A 14800-nucleotide genomic window follows, 5' to 3' on the forward strand; every position below is an offset into this window, starting at 1 on the left:
TGTTAAGCACGCCGCCAGCGTTCGTCCTGAGCCAGGATCAAACTCTCCGTATAAAGAATTTGAATTTGGCTCATATTATTTAATATAAGCTTTAAACTAATAATTACTTTTAAGTTTTAACACTCAAAGTATATTAACGTTGGCTTGCTGTTTAATTTTCAAGGTTCCCCAAAATCTCTTTTATAGAACAAATTGATATTTTCGGACTTGCCCATTGAGGGCGGCGCCGATATTATTTTTATTCTTGTTTAGAGATAATGTTTTCTTCTATATTTCCTGCCGCGTTTTTTATCAGCGACATTTAATATCTTATCAACTCTGCCTCACTTTGTCAAGAACTTTTTAGAAAAACTTTAAATAATTTCAAATAAAAAGTTTAAAAGCCCTAATGACTCTCGAAAGTTTTTGTTCTACTTTCTGTGCGACGCTTATTATCATATCAGGGCTTTTTGGCTTTGTCAAGAGATTTTAAAACTTTTTTTGATAATTCCTCCACCCAGGACTAGATCATCTAGATAAAAAACAACTGATTGGCCTGGTGTAACAGCTCTTTGAGCTTCTTCAAATTCAACCTTTAATTCATTTTCGGCTGTTTTTTCAATATAAGCTTTAACAGGATAGCTGTTATATCTAATTTGAGCTTCAACCTCCATTCGACCATCAATATCTGCAAAAGGAATAAAATTAATATCTTCTGCAATTAAACCATCACTAAATACAGCGTCATCCTTACCAACAATCACAGCATTGTTTTCATAGTCAAGTTCTGTTACATAAATTGGATAACCCATAGAAATTCCCAAACCTCTACGCTGACCAATTGTATAATGAGACAAACCATGATGAGTTCCAACTTGATTGCCTTCACTATCTAAAATAGGTCCATCTTTTGAGATCTCAGGATAATTGGTATCTAGAAATCTGACATAATCATCATCAGGAACAAAACAAATCTCCTGACTTTCTGCCTTATTATGAATTTCAAAACCTAACTCTTTAGCTTTTGTACGAATTTCATCTTTTGTATATTCACTTAAAGGAAAGAGGGTTTGACTTAATTGCTTCTGATTCAGCACATAAAGCATATAACTCTGATCTTTGTTTTCATCCAGACCCTTTTTTAAAATATAACGTCCATTTTCTTTTTCAATTTTTGCATAATGGCCGCTGGCAATATAATCACAGCCAATTTCTATTGCTTTTCTGTGTAAAGCTTCAAATTTTATTTCCTTATTGCACATTACACAGGGATTTGGAGTTCTTCCTCTACTGTATTCATCCACAAAATAATCAATAACCTTATCCTGAAATTCCTCCTGCAGGTTAAATACAAAATGAGGAATGTCTAATTTTTGAGCAACTCTTTTTGCATCCCTTACAGCTGAATAAGAACAGCAGTGATCTTCCCTGTCTGTTGCTTCTTCATAATCAGGAAAAATATGCATTGTTCCTCCGATTACTTCATATCCTTCTTCTTTTAAAAGAGCAGCAGCTACTGAACTGTCGACACCACCACTCATTGCAATCATAACTTTTTTCATTACTTACACCCTTATAAATTAGTTTATTCTTACTTTAATGAATTCAATCTATCAATAATTTCTTTTAATTTCTCCATCACATAATCTATTTCTTCTTTGGTATTTCCACGACCAAGTGAAAAGCGAATTGCTCCTTTTAAATATTCTTTTTCTAAATTTATCGCTTTAAGAACATGAGATACACTTAAAGAACCAGAAGCACAGGCTGAACCAGTTGCTGCAGCAATATCATTTAAAGTTAAATTGAATAAAATAGATTCAGCATCTAGATCTTTAAAAGCAATATTAATATTGGCAGGTAAACGCTTTTCTGAATCAGGTCCGTTAAGTTTTAAATTATCAAAAGTGGAAAAAAGCTGAGAAATAAAATATTCTCGCAATTTATTTAATTTACTACTTTTCTTTTTTAAATTTTTTAATGCTATTTCTGCTGCTCTGGCCATCCCAACTGCAGCGGCTGGATTAGCTGTACCAGCCCTTCTTTTTCTTTCCTGACTGCCTCCAGAAAGCTGAGGAATTAATTCTACTCCCTTACGTACAAAAAGAGCCCCTATACCCTTTGGCCCATTAAATTTATGTGCTGAAACCGAAAGCAGATCAACCCCTAGATCATTAACATCAATTTTTAATTGTCCTGCTGCCTGAACTGCATCTGTATGAAATAAAATATTATTCTCTCTAGCAACAGAAGCCAGCTCTTTAATCGGTTGAATAGTTCCTATCTCGTTATTTGCCAGCATAATTGAAATCAAAACAGTATCCTCACGGACTGCTTCCTTCAATTCTGCTGGATCAACAAAACCATTCTGATCCACACCAAGGTAAGTTATTTCAAACCCCAGATGCTTTTTTAAGTATTCACAGCTTTTTAAAACAGCATGGTGTTCTATTTGAGAAGTTATTATATGTTTACCTTTTTTAGAGAAAGCCATAGCTGCTCCCTTTAAAGCTAGATTATCAGCTTCAGTACCACCTGAAGTAAAAACAACTTCCTCCGCATTCTTTGCACCAATAAATTCTGCTACTGATTCTCTGGCATCTTCCAGAGCCGAAGCAGCTTTCTGCCCCTGAAGATGAGAACTGGCTGGATTAGCAAAAACCTGATTATAAAAAGGCTTCATTGCCTTAATAACTTCCTCCAGCATGGGGGTAGTTGCAGCATGATCAAAATATATATCTTCCATTTTATCCAGCCTCTATTTTTGCTTTATCTGCCATCTTCTCTCTCTGCTTTTCAGCCACTGCCTTATCTCTTAAATCAGCAAGAGACATGTTTTCAATTACCTCATTAATTACATCTGCTAATTCTTCCCATAAACCGTGAATTACACATTTATCAATATAATTACAGAAATCATCTTCTATTACACAATCAACTGGCGCAATTGGACCTTCTAAAGTTGTTAGAATATCAGCAACACTAATGTCTTCTGGTTCATGGTTAAGCATATAGCCACCATGAGCTCCTCTAACACTTTTAACTAATTTTGCCTTTCTTAATGTAGCAAATAATTGTTCTAAATACTGTTCAGAAATATTCTGTCTCTCAGAAATTTCGCGGATCGGAATTGCTTTTCCATCTTCGTGTTCTGCCAGATCCACCATTGCTCTTAATCCATATCTTCCTTTGGTTGACACTCTCATATTTTCACCTCATATAAACTTGACATCAATTATCAACTTTTAATTAATTTTAACATATGACTAAAACACTGTCAATACTGTTCTTCCAGATATATCAAATTATTTAAAAACACTTTTAATTATTTTAACTTCAGCTTCCGCAGCAGTTTTTTCTTTTAAAATTTTTTGAAGCTTCTCTTTTATATCAGTAGGGATAATTGCTCTAACAGCTGCTCCCTTATTTGTATACTCAGTATTTTGAATATCAGCTTTTAGAGATTCTAACTGCCCCAGCACAATTCCGATTTTATCAAAAGAGCTTTTAACCTCTAATAAATAGAACTCACTTAAAGTTTCTATCCCTGCTTCTTTTATAGCCAGCCTGGCTGTATCACCATAAGCTCTAATCAAGCCGCCGATTCCAAGTTTAGTTCCTCCAAAATATCTGGTAACAATTATTACTGTATTGAGCAAATTCTCTCCCTTAATAGCTTCTAATACAGGAGGGCCTGATGAACCAGATGGTTCACCATCATCATCGAAATATTCAATCGCTTCCTGCTCCAGTTCAGGATTTTCCACTCGAAAAGCAGAAACATTATGAGTAGCATCTGAGTACTTTTCCTTAATTTCTGCAATTCTTTTTTCAGCCTCACTGCGATTTTTGACTGAAAATATACTGCCATAAAATTTACTGTCCTTGACCTGGTTTCTAACCTCCATATTGCTTGCTGGTCTTTTCTTTAGTTTAGACATTACTTTTCATCCCCTGAGCTGCTATTATTTTTTAGATATTCTAAAAATTTCGCAGTCTTTTTTTCTCTCCCCATTTTCCCAGGCTTATAAAATGAAAGACCCTGCATATCTTCGGGCAGATAGTTTTGTTCAACATAATTTTTCGGGTAGCTGTGTGGATATTTATAATCAAGTCCATGGCCTAATTCTGAGGCACCAGCATAATGGCTGTCTTTAAGATGAGGTGGTACATCTCCTGCTTTATTATTTTCCACAAAGTCCACCGCACTATTGATTGCTTTAACAATTGAATTGCTCTTTGGTGCAGTAGCAATGTAAATTACAGCTTCTGCCAAGGGAATTTTTGCTTCTGGAAAGCCAATCTGTTCTACAGCTCTGGCTGCAGACTCTGCTATAATGAGTGCAGTTGGATCTGCCATACCCACATCTTCTGCGGCATGGATTACAACTCTGCGGGCAATAAACTTAGGATCTTCCCCACTGACAATCATTCGAGCAAGCCAGTAAATGGCCGCATCAGGATCTGAGCCGCGCATACTTTTAATAAAAGCAGAGATTATATCATAGTGGTTATCACCTGAGCGATCATAGTTAAGTATTTTTTTCTGCATTGACTCCTCAATTATCTCCTGATTAAGTTTAATTAGTCCGTCTTTATCAGCAGGGGTAGTCAAAACAGCAAGTTCCAGGGTATTTAAAGCCACTCTGGCATCACCATCAGCAAGTTCAGCAATAAAATTGAGATCTTTATCTGAAATCTCAACCTTAAGTTTACCCAATCCTCTATCTTGATCCGCAAGAGCTTTTTTTAATATCGAATATACCTGATTACTATTTAATTTTTCTAACCTGAAAATTCTGGACCTGGATAAAAGTGGTGAATTAACTTCAAAGTATGGATTTTCTGTTGTAGCTCCAATCATAATAACTGTACCGTTTTCTACTGAAGGCAGTAAAGCATCCTGTTGAGATTTATTAAAACGGTGAATTTCATCAATAAAAAGAATGGTCTTTTTATTATATAAATTACGGTTAGATTTTGCTTTTTTTATTACTTCGCGAATATCTTTAACTCCAGATGTAACTGCATTTAATTTAACAAATTCAGCTTCGGTCTGGTTTGCAATCACTTGAGCCAGACTTGTTTTGCCAGTGCCGGGTGGTCCATAAAAAATTAGAGACTGCAGCCGATCAGCTTTAATAGCTCTGCTTAAAAGTTTATTTTCTCCGACGATTTCTTCCTGACCATAAAATTCTTCCAGACTGCGGGGGCGCATCCTGTAGGCCAGCGGACGGTCATTATTGTTTTCCTGGTTATTTTGATTATCAAAAAGGTTCACACTCTCACCTCTACTGTTTTGTACGGATAACTTCCTTTTCTGTAATTATTAAATCAACTGGAACATCATGATCTTCAACTGGAATTGAATCAACAATAAACCTGTCATAGCAAAAACCAACTTTAAGAGCGCCATCTGCATGTTTACTTAAGAAACTATCGTAATATCCTCCACCATAACCTATCCTGTAACCTTCTGGGGTAAAACAGGCACCAGGAACAATTATTAAATCAAGATCTTCTGGAACCTCTTCACCGCGAATTCGAGCTACTGGTTCCTGAACTCCATAAACACCTTCTTTTAAATCTGAATCAAGATTATTAATCTGAGCAGTTCCTAGATCAATTTGATCTTTTCTAGTATAGGGAAGATATAAGAGATATCCCTGATCTAATAATTCTTCCATTAAATCAAATGTTTCTATCTCTTTTCGCATTGAAGCATACGCCATTACTTTTTTGGCAGTTTCTAATTGTGGAAGTTTTAAAAACTGTTTATTTATTTTTTGGCTCCAACTGCTGATTTTGTTTTGTGGAATTTCTGATCTCTCTTTTAAGTATTTTTTTCTTAGCTCTTCTTTTTTCTGCATAAAATTCACCCCAATTTTATTATTGAATTCTAATCCTATAATAGCAGAAATTTAATATTTCTGCAAAGTATTATCCTAGCTCAAAAATCAAATTTAGTCCGGCTTTTAACAGCAGATTATAATACTTTAGATACGAAAAAAGCTAACCTTATAAAGGTTAGCTAAAAGTCCATCCACCGTGCCGGTTGATTTGGAATTTTGATCCCTGTCTGCCAAGTGGGTGCCCTCCTACCTGGTTTATAGGTCCATTTAAGGCTTCTACGCCGCAGGTAGAGCTCAGGCTCCCTATGTCTAAGTGTTGGTCAAAATGTTTAATCATTATCGAACACGGCAGATGGTATTTACTTTTCTATAAATAATATTAACATATCTCATCTAAATCTGCAAGCAAAAAATCCCTGTAATGTCACTAAGAACGGATGGAAATTCCAAGTTCCTGCAGCTGTTTTTTGTCGACTTTTGAAGGTGCGTTTGTCAGAGGAGATGTTGCTCTCTGAGTTTTAGGGAAAGCAATAACATCTCTAATTGAATCAGTGCGCCCCACGATCATCATTAGACGATCAAGTCCAAAGGCAATCCCACCATGAGGAGGTGTACCATAATCAAAAGCATCAAGCAAATAACCAAATTTTTCCTGCTGCTCCTCTTTGCTGATGGACAGAGCAGAAAATACCTTTTCCTGCAGTTTGTGATTATTAATTCTAATACTTCCTCCACCCAGTTCTTCACCATTTAAAACAAGGTCATAGGCTTTTGATTTTACAGATGCGGGATCAGTATCTAACTTTTCTATATCCTCTTCCAGTGGTGCGGTAAATGGATGATGAATTGCAGTTAAGCGGTCTTCCTCTTCATCATATTCAAATAAAGGAAAGTCCACAATCCAGACAAATTCGTAAACTTCATCAGGAATTAAATTATTGTCTTTAGCAATCTTAAGGCGGAGATTACCTAAAGCTGCAGCTACTACCGCTGGTTTATCAGCAACAATTAATAATAAATCTCCCTGTTCTGCTTCCATAGCTTTTTTAATTCCTTCAATTTCTGATTCGGAAAGGAATTTAGCAATTGGAGATTTTAGTTCATCCTCTCTTAAAGCCATCCAGGCCAGACCCTTTGCTTTAAACATTTTTACATAATCTTCAAAGGCATCAATGGTACTTCGTGGAGAATCTGCTCCTCCTTTAAAGTTTATACCTTTTACCTGGCCACCTTTACTAACAGTTCCACTAAAAATATTAAAATCACTATCTTTAACTACCTCAGATAAATCCTTAAGCTCCATACCAAAACGAAGATCGGGCTTGTCAGAACCAAAACGGTCCATTGCTTCCTGGTAGGACATTCTTTTAATTTTTTCAGGAACTTCAATATCACCAACAGCAAACAATTCTTTCATTAATCCCTCAGTAATCTCCATAACTTCTTCCTGATTAACAAAAGACATCTCCATATCAATCTGAGTAAATTCTGGCTGACGGTTTGCTCTTAAATCTTCATCTCTAAAACAGCGAGCTATCTGAAAATATCTTTCCATTCCAGAAACCATCAATAACTGTTTAAATATCTGAGGAGACTGTGGTAGAGCAAAAAACTGACCGGGGTTAACTCTACTTGGAACCAGATAGTCTCTGGCTCCCTCAGGAGAACTCTTGGTTAAAATTGGAGTTTCAATTTCCCAGAATCCATTTTGATCCAGAAAATCTCTGGTAGTTTTAGTTATTTTATGTCTCAGCCCCATAAGTTTTGTCATTTTAGGCCTTCTTAAATCTAAATATCTATATTTTAACCTTACATCTTCACCGGTATCAATATTGTCCTCAATTTGGATTGGAGGAGTCTCAGCTTTATCTAAAACTCTTAATTCTTCCGCCTTGATTTCAATTTCACCAGTTGGAAGATCCGGATTAATATTCCCCTCCGGTCTCGGCTCAACCTCTCCGGTAATTGCAACTACATATTCCGAACGAAGAGTATCAGCTTTTTCAAATAGTTCTTTACCAGAATCAGGATTAAACACCACCTGAACAATTCCTGAACGATCTCTAATATCAGTAAATATAACACCACCGTGATCTCTTCGTTTTTGTACCCACCCCATGATTGTTACTCTGTCTTGATTGTCTTTTTTACTAACTTCTCCACAGAGGTGGGTTCTCTTTAAATCTTTAATTGTTTCACCCATCTTAAATATCCTCCTTATCTACTAGCTGCTTCATTTCCTCTAATAAGTTGCTTAATTGAATTTCTTTTTCATCTCCACTTTTCATATTTCTAATTGTAGCAGAGTTATTATTAAGTTCATTTTCGCCAATAATTATTGTATACTCAGCATTCATGCGGTCAGCTGATTTCATTTGAGAGCCAACACTTCGTCCCAAATAATCGATTTCAGTTCTAAAACCTTTATTTCTCAGCTGATCAAGAAGTTTAAATGATTCTTTTTTAGCCTGATCTCCAATGACTGTTATGTAAAGATCAACACCTGATTCTACAGGCAGCTCGATATCTTTTGCCTCTAAAGAAAGCAGCAATCTCTCAATTCCAAGGGCAAAACCAATACCAGGCAGATCTCTATTGCCTATTTCTTCAGCCAGACCATTGTAGCGGCCTCCACCAAAGACAGTATCCTGTGCTCCCAGCGCATTATCTTTAATTTCAAATGCAGTATTTGTATAATAATCAAGACCCCTGACCAAAAGTGGATTGATAATATAATCCAGGTTCAAAATATCAAGGTATTCCTGTACATCATTAAAATGATCAGCACAGCTTTGACAGAGATTATCAGTAATCTTTGGCGCATCTTTAATTACAGACTGACAGCTTTCGTTTTTACAGTCCAGAACCCGCAATGGATTTCTATCAATTCTGCTCTTACAGTTATCACATAATTGTTCTTTGTTTTCATTTAAATATTTTTTTAATTTATCTACATAAGTTGGACGGCATTCTCCACAACCTACACTATTTAAATGAAGTTCCAGGTCATTAAGACCAAAATCTTGAAGCAGACGCATCCCTAAGGAAATGATTTCTGCATCAAGTGCAGGATCATTGGAAGCTATTGCCTCAACTCCCAGCTGATGAAACTGTCTAAATCTGCCTGATTGTGGTCTTTCATATCTAAACATTGGTCCAATATAGTAATATTTAGTCGGTTGAGCCTGTCCGTAAATTTTATTTTCTAAAAATGATCTGATTACAGAAGCAGTACCCTCGGGTCTGAGAGTGATACTTCTGCCTCCTTTATCCTCAAAGGTATACATCTCCTTTTCAACAATATCAGTTACTTCACCAATACCGCGCTGAAAGAGTTCTGTATATTCAAAAATAGGAGTTCTAATTTCCTGATAATTATAATTCGAAAAAATTTCATGTGTTTTCTTCTCAATATACTGCCACTTCAAAGTATCTGGCGGCAGAATATCATTGGTACCTCTTGGAGCATTAAACTTCATTTTTATTTCACCTACTGTTTATTCATTTAGTTTTAGAAAATCTATCAGCCAGGATTATTAATAATCAGAGCTGATAGATTTAATAGTTAACTTAGTAAATTTACTCTTTAATTTTTATCTAAATAAATGATTAATTATTATTTTTAGTTTCAACTGGTGACTCAACTTTAACTTCTTCTTTCACTTCTTTTGCTTCTTCTTTAATATCTTCAGTAGTTTCCTGATCTACCTCTGGAGACGATTTAGTCTGCATATCCTCACTAATCCGCTGAATCTCTTTCATTGCTGACTGAGCTTTTTTCTCAGCGCCAAGACGGCTATACATCATGTAGAGCTGATAATATGTCATAAAATCATCCTCTGCAGCAGCTGAAATTTTATCAAGCTGTGCTATTGCCTCTTCATTATTTTCCTGATCAGCAAGGAACTGAGCATAATTAAATCTTAAGTCAGTATTTTCAGGATAAGACTCTAGTGCACTATTATAAACTTCTTTTGCTCTTTCAAGATTATTCTGACCCTCATATGCCTGAGCTAAATAGCTGTAGAAAATCGGATCTGTTTCTTTCTCCTCAACAAAAGCAGAGAATTCTTCTGCTGCCTGTTTATAATTTTCATTTTCTAAAGCATGATAGGCACTTAAAACAGGATCATTAATAGTAATTTCAGCATCTGCTTTTAACTCTGCCAGCCAGCTGTTAATAGCTTCATTTCTTTTTTGTGATCTTATTTCCTGTTCAAGATCATCTCTAACTTCTGCCATTGCTGGTCTTTCAGTTTCAGAGTTTTCAGCTTCAGTATTTTCCTCTTCTGACTCTGCCTCTTCAGCAGTATCTTCTTCAGCTGCTTCTGGTTCAGGATATCGCTGCTGGTATAGTTCTTCAATTTCTTCTTCGCTTACCTCAATTTCGCCAATACCCTGATCGATTGTTTGAGTTATCGTTTTGCTATCCTCAATACTTGCTTTTATATCTTCTCTTAAATCACCAATTGTATAACCCTGTTCAGCCAGAGCTTCTGATAATTCGTTTTCAGTCATTTCGTTCTGCTCTAAAATATTATTATAATTTTCATCTATCTCAGCTTCAGAAACTTCAACATCAACATCTAAAACTTCTGCTTGAGCCATCAACAGTTTTCTTTCAATTAAAGCATCCAGAACATTATACCTAAATGGTATAATCTGGCTGCTGCTCAAGTTAGATTGTGGCGCCTGCTGCTGTAAAAGCGAGAAATATTCCTGTTGAGAAATTTCCATCCCGTTAACTTCTGCAATTACAGATGGGTTTTGATTGGGAGCCTGTCCGCCTCCACCCTGATTATTTAAATAGGCACCATAGCCCATAAATCCACCTGAAATAACAAAGGCAATTACAACTATATAAACAATAATTCTACTATTATCGCGTAAAGTATCAAACAAAACCTTACACTCCCCTCTCTTAAATATATATTTTTTATAAAATAAAAATTATCTATAAAATTATTTTAATCCTTTTTAATTTTAACCTATTAAAATTTAGATGTCAAACCTCAGCTGATTGCTGGCCAGACACTTTTTTTAAAATTGGTTAAATTACTGCTTGGACCATGACCGGGATAAAAAGTGCAATTTTCCGGCAGCTGAAAAATTTTGTCTTTGATTGATTTCTCAAGTTCACTATAATCACTGTCCTGTAGATCAGTTCTGCCAATCCCATTTGCAAAAATACAGTCACCAGAAAAAAGTATGTTTTCTTCCGGAATATAAATAGAAATTCCATCTTCACTGTGACCTGGAGTAGTGATAAATCTAAAAGTCAATGATTCGAAATCAATCTCCTCACCATCAGCAACTGCTCTGTCCGTTAAAGGTGCAGTGATTGCCTGCTGTGTAAAGAGACTGGAAAGATTTAACTGTGGATCAGTAAATTTTAAATCAGCTTTTTTATGAGCCAGTATCTCAGCCCCCGTCTTTTCTTTTAAAAATTCGTTTGCTGCAATATGATCAAAATGACCATGGGTGTTGATTATATATTTAAGCTCCAGCTCATTTTCTTTTAGATAATTATATAATCTTTTACCTTCAGCACCTGGATCAATTACCACGGCTTCGCCAGCCTGAGAAATAATATATGATTTTACCATAAGTTCTCCAACAGTAAATTCTTTTAAATTCATATTTTCCTCCATTTTAACTATCAAAACTTCTTTTTACTGTCCACCAGAATTGTAACCGGACCATCATTAATTAAACTGACATCCATCATCGCCTGAAACTCTCCTGTTTCAATTTTTAGGCTGGACTTTTCTGCTTCTTTAACAAAATAATTATATAATTTCTCAGCTTCTGCAGGTGGTGCTGCTTCAAAAAAACTTGGTCTTCTCCCCTGTCTGCAGTCACCAAAAAGAGTAAACTGTGAGACCAGCATTATATCTTTATTTAGATCAGCAGCAGATAAATTTAATTTCTCTTCTTCATCCTCAAAAATTCTTAAATTTATTATTTTTTCCAGCAGATAGTCAGCATCCTGACGCCCATCTTCTTTTCCAATTCCTAAAAACACTAATAAACCGGAGTCGATCTCTCCGGTTATTTCAGAATCCACTTCTACTTTAGCTCTTTTAACACGCTGAACAACAGCTCGCATCTAATTCACTCCCCATTAAGCAGGTTTGGCTCGACTTACATTAAGCACACCTGAAATAGATTCAATCTTTTTCATTATATCGTACATATGCTCTGTAGAGCTCAATTCCAGTGACAGATTAATAACTGCTCGATTATGCTCACTGGTTCTGGCCATAACAGACAGCAGATTAATCTTTTCTTCTTTAATGATATGTGTTATATCATTAAGCAGAGCACTCTTATTTACAGCATCAATCCTGAGATCAACCTGGTAGGATTCTGTACGACCCTGTTCCCAGCTGACCTCAATTATTCTTTCTGGTTCACTTTCTTCAAGATTTTTTAAGTTTTTACAGTCTTCCCTGTGAACCGAAACTCCCCGACCTCTGGTAATATAACCGACTATATCATCACCAGGGACAGGATTACAGCATTTTGCCATCCTAACCAGCATGTCTTCCATTCCTTTTACAGAAACACCTTTATCTACTGATTCAGTTTTCCTCTGAGGGCTGTGTTTTTTCTCAAAATCTTTCTCTTCTTCATAATCCTTAAATTTGCTGACCACCTGTTTGGGACTAATATTACTGTATCCCAACTCTTCTAATAAATCATCAACATCTTTTCGCCCCAGCTCTTTTGTAATCTCTTTTAGCTCTTTTTCTTTATCTTTTTCGCTGAGTTCGATATTATATTTTTCCAGATGCTCATCCAGAATTCGATTACCTTTTTCAATGATTTCATCCCGGCGCTGCCTTTTGAACCAGTGCTTAATTTTACTTCTAGCTTTAGAAGTTTTAACAAATTTTAACCAGTCTCGGGATGGCCCATTACTTTTTTTAGAGGTTAAAATCTCAACAATATCACTGTTTTTTAACTTATATTCTAAAGGAACTATTTTACCATTCACCTTAGCTCCCACACAGCGGTGGCCAACTTCGGTATGGATATGATAGGCAAAATCAACAGGTGTTCCTCCTTTAGGCAGTGAAACAACATCACCTTCAGGAGTAAAAACAAAAACTTCATCCTCAAATAAATCAATTTTTAAAGTCTCCATAAATTCCTGTGGTTCCTGCAGATCTTTCTGCCATTCAAGCAGTCGTCTTAACCAGGATAATTTTTCTTCAAATTTTTCATCGCCCACCTTACCTTCTTTATATCGCCAGTGAGCGGCAATACCATATTCAGCAGTTTTATGCATTTCATAAGTTCTTATCTGTACTTCAAGTGGATCTCCATTAGGAGCAATTACAGTTGTGTGAAGTGACTGATACATATTTGACTTCGGCATAGCTATATAGTCTTTAAATCGTCCCGGCATAGGCTTCCAAATTTCATGAATAACCCCCATCACTTCATAACATTCTTTAACACTACCTACAAGAACCCTGACGGCAGTTAAATCATAAATTTCATCAAACTCCACTTCTTTACGCTTCATTTTATTATAAATACTGTATAAATGCTTGGGGCGACCATAAATTTCTGCTTCAATATCATGTTCTTTTAAAGTAGATTTTAGTTTTTCAATAGCCTCTTTTATATCTTTTTCTCTCTGTTTGCGATTGGCCTGCACTTTGTGGGAAACCTCATAATACATATCAGGTTTTAAATATCTAAAAGATAAGTCTTCTAACTCCCACTTAATCTTAGACATTCCCAGACGGTGGGCAAGAGGAGCATAAATTTCTAAAGTTTCTCTGGATTTTTCTTTTCTTTTTTCTTTTTTTAGATAGTTTAAAGTTCTCATATTGTGCAGTCTGTCAGCAAGTTTTATCAACACGACCCGAATATCCTCTGCCATAGCTACAAACATTTTACGCAGACTTTCTGCCTGCTGATCTTCTTTAGTTTTAAACTGCATTCTGGTCAGTTTTGTGACTCCATCCACAATATGTGCCACCTCAGATCCAAATTCTCTTTCAATTTCTTCACTGCTAATCCCAGTATCCTCAACAACATCATGCAGTAAAGAAGCAACAATTGAAACAATGTCAAGCTCTAGATCAGCAAGAATAATAGCCACACCAAGTGGGTGCTCAACAAAAGGTTCACCAGAAACTCTAAACTGCTCCTGATGTGCTCTTTCGGCATACTGATAGGCTTTTTTTACCATTTCTAGATCTGGTTCATCCATATAAGATTTTATTTTATCTAATAAAGTATCTAGTTCCATCTATATTTATACTCCTTCAATTACCCGAAAATTAAATAATTAATTATTCAATTAATAATGATTTAATTTCATAATCTTTAAGAACTTCTCTACCTGTCAGAGCTTCAAGTTCTAATAAAAATGCACAACCAACTACCTCTCCACCTAATTCTTCTATCATTTCGGTAGCAGCAAGAGTAGTTCCACCTGTGGCCAGCAGATCATCCACAATTAAAACCTTATCTCCTTCAGTTACTGCATCTCTATGTATTTCAATTTCATTCTTTCCATATTCCAGTTCATATGATTTTTTTAATACTTCATGTGGTAATTTACCCGGTTTTCTAATTGGAATAAACCCCTTGTCAAGTTCTATTGCCAGAGGTGTACCAACCAAAAATCCTCGAGCTTCAATTCCTACCACATAATCAATATCATAATCTCTAAACATATCTGCCATTTTAACTATGGCTTCTTTAAGTGCTTCCCTATCCCGTAAAAGTGGTGTAATATCTTTAAATAAAATCCCTTCTTTTGGGAAATCAGGAATGTTTCTTATTTTGTCACTAAGATTCATTTTTATCCTCCTTAAAATTAGATACATTTGCTATCAGGTCAAATAGATTTTCTTTAAAAACTAAGTTTTTAAATGTCATAAAATTTTCCATTCGCCTGGATAATTTATTATATCGTACTGAGCCTTTAAAGTCCAATTGATTTT

At 35.6% G+C, this 14800-nt stretch carries 13 protein-coding genes and 1 other RNA gene; all 14 read right to left on the reverse strand.

The window, feature by feature from the left end; genetic code table 11:
- Positions 1-458: 458 nt before the first annotated feature.
- Positions 459-1541, reverse strand: coding sequence for a tRNA 2-thiouridine(34) synthase MnmA (gene mnmA, locus CI949_RS09160; RefSeq protein ID WP_133530383.1), 1083 nt, complete (start codon positions 1539-1541; stop codon positions 459-461).
- Positions 1542-1570: 29 nt separating this feature from the next.
- Positions 1571-2725 (reverse strand): cysteine desulfurase family protein, encoded by a 1155-nt coding sequence (locus CI949_RS09165; RefSeq protein WP_290765524.1) that lies wholly within the window; start codon positions 2723-2725, stop codon positions 1571-1573.
- Between the two features lies 1 nt (position 2726).
- Positions 2727-3185, reverse strand: coding sequence for an Rrf2 family transcriptional regulator (locus CI949_RS09170; RefSeq protein ID WP_133530381.1), 459 nt, complete (start codon positions 3183-3185; stop codon positions 2727-2729).
- A gap of 99 nt (positions 3186-3284) precedes the next feature.
- The gene (locus CI949_RS09175) at positions 3285-3920 is read right to left on the reverse strand and encodes a YigZ family protein (protein ID WP_133530380.1); all 636 of its coding nucleotides are present in this window, start codon (positions 3918-3920) and stop codon (positions 3285-3287) included.
- Positions 3920-5260 (reverse strand): replication-associated recombination protein A, encoded by a 1341-nt coding sequence (locus tag CI949_RS09180; RefSeq protein ID WP_133530379.1) that lies wholly within the window; start codon positions 5258-5260, stop codon positions 3920-3922. The genes CI949_RS09175 and CI949_RS09180 overlap by 1 nt, the downstream gene beginning before the upstream one ends.
- 10 nt (positions 5261-5270) lie before the next feature.
- Positions 5271-5849 carry a 5-formyltetrahydrofolate cyclo-ligase gene (locus CI949_RS09185; protein WP_133530378.1) on the reverse strand — a complete coding sequence of 193 codons (579 nt, stop codon included), beginning with the start codon at positions 5847-5849 and terminating at the stop codon, positions 5271-5273.
- A 166-nt stretch (positions 5850-6015) separates the two neighbouring features.
- A non-coding RNA gene (ssrS, locus tag CI949_RS09190) (6S RNA) lies at positions 6016-6189 on the reverse strand.
- A gap of 69 nt (positions 6190-6258) precedes the next feature.
- Positions 6259-8034, reverse strand: a complete 1776-nt coding sequence (aspS, locus tag CI949_RS09195) for an aspartate--tRNA ligase (protein ID WP_133530377.1) — start codon at positions 8032-8034, stop codon at positions 6259-6261.
- Between the two features lies 1 nt (position 8035).
- On the reverse strand, positions 8036-9310 hold the full coding sequence (gene hisS / locus CI949_RS09200) for a histidine--tRNA ligase (protein WP_133530376.1): 1275 nt from the start codon (positions 9308-9310) through the stop codon (positions 8036-8038).
- Positions 9311-9440: 130 nt separating this feature from the next.
- Positions 9441-10733, reverse strand: coding sequence for a SurA N-terminal domain-containing protein (locus tag CI949_RS09205; RefSeq protein ID WP_290765531.1), 1293 nt, complete (start codon positions 10731-10733; stop codon positions 9441-9443).
- 110 nt (positions 10734-10843) lie between these two features.
- Complete coding sequence (locus CI949_RS09210; protein WP_133530374.1) at positions 10844-11470, reverse strand: MBL fold metallo-hydrolase; 627 nt, start codon at positions 11468-11470, stop codon at positions 10844-10846.
- Between the two features lie 20 nt (positions 11471-11490).
- On the reverse strand, positions 11491-11940 hold the full coding sequence (gene dtd / locus CI949_RS09215) for a D-aminoacyl-tRNA deacylase (RefSeq protein ID WP_108138556.1): 450 nt from the start codon (positions 11938-11940) through the stop codon (positions 11491-11493).
- 15 nt (positions 11941-11955) lie between these two features.
- Positions 11956-14100 (reverse strand): bifunctional (p)ppGpp synthetase/guanosine-3',5'-bis(diphosphate) 3'-pyrophosphohydrolase, encoded by a 2145-nt coding sequence (locus CI949_RS09220; protein ID WP_133530373.1) that lies wholly within the window; start codon positions 14098-14100, stop codon positions 11956-11958.
- Positions 14101-14143: 43 nt separating this feature from the next.
- On the reverse strand, positions 14144-14656 hold the full coding sequence (locus CI949_RS09225) for an adenine phosphoribosyltransferase (RefSeq protein WP_290765537.1): 513 nt from the start codon (positions 14654-14656) through the stop codon (positions 14144-14146).
- Between the last annotated feature and the right edge of the window lie 144 nt (positions 14657-14800).

Source organism: Halanaerobium sp., assembly GCF_003070835.1.

Bases quoted from the DNA above. Each gene is read 5' to 3' on its own strand.
- CI949_RS09165 (WP_290765524.1), bottom strand. From the start codon at position 2,725: ATGGAAGATATATATTTTGATCATGCTGCAACTACCCCCATGCTGGAG.
- CI949_RS09225 (WP_290765537.1), bottom strand. From the start codon at position 14,656: ATGAATCTTAGTGACAAAATAAGAAACATTCCTGATTTCCCAAAAGAA.
- aspS (WP_133530377.1), bottom strand. From the start codon at position 8,034: ATGGGTGAAACAATTAAAGATTTAAAGAGAACCCACCTCTGTGGAGAA.
- CI949_RS09170 (WP_133530381.1), bottom strand. From the start codon at position 3,185: ATGAGAGTGTCAACCAAAGGAAGATATGGATTAAGAGCAATGGTGGAT.
- CI949_RS09175 (WP_133530380.1), bottom strand. From the start codon at position 3,920: ATGTCTAAACTAAAGAAAAGACCAGCAAGCAATATGGAGGTTAGAAAC.
- dtd (WP_108138556.1), bottom strand. From the start codon at position 11,940: ATGCGAGCTGTTGTTCAGCGTGTTAAAAGAGCTAAAGTAGAAGTGGAT.
- CI949_RS09210 (WP_133530374.1), bottom strand. From the start codon at position 11,470: ATGAATTTAAAAGAATTTACTGTTGGAGAACTTATGGTAAAATCATAT.
- CI949_RS09220 (WP_133530373.1), bottom strand. From the start codon at position 14,100: ATGGAACTAGATACTTTATTAGATAAAATAAAATCTTATATGGATGAA.
- mnmA (WP_133530383.1), bottom strand. From the start codon at position 1,541: ATGAAAAAAGTTATGATTGCAATGAGTGGTGGTGTCGACAGTTCAGTA.
- hisS (WP_133530376.1), bottom strand. From the start codon at position 9,310: ATGAAGTTTAATGCTCCAAGAGGTACCAATGATATTCTGCCGCCAGAT.
- CI949_RS09185 (WP_133530378.1), bottom strand. From the start codon at position 5,849: ATGCAGAAAAAAGAAGAGCTAAGAAAAAAATACTTAAAAGAGAGATCA.